A 204-nucleotide genomic window follows, 5' to 3' on the forward strand; every position below is an offset into this window, starting at 1 on the left:
GTTTTTCTAACCGCGAAATTCTGAGCAAAAAATGCAAATATGGTACAAAATAATACCAAGTAAAGAGTAATCATCCAAAACTCAGAAGATGATGGCAGTTCAATAGTTTGCCCTGTAATCATTAATAAAAGAAGAGAGCCTCCACCAACAACTCCCGACTGAATAGCTGTAAGGCCTGTTGTTGAGAGCTGACTTTCCACCATA

1 pseudogene is annotated in these 204 nt (G+C 38.2%); it reads right to left on the reverse strand.

Annotated features, from left to right (window positions below):
- Positions 1-204: pseudogene (locus tag CWC28_RS22405) on the reverse strand (EamA/RhaT family transporter); the annotation flags it as partial.

The sequence above is a fragment of the Pseudoalteromonas sp. S4492 genome, assembly GCF_005886115.1.
GTDB lineage: Bacteria > Pseudomonadota > Gammaproteobacteria > Enterobacterales > Alteromonadaceae > Pseudoalteromonas > Pseudoalteromonas gelatinilytica.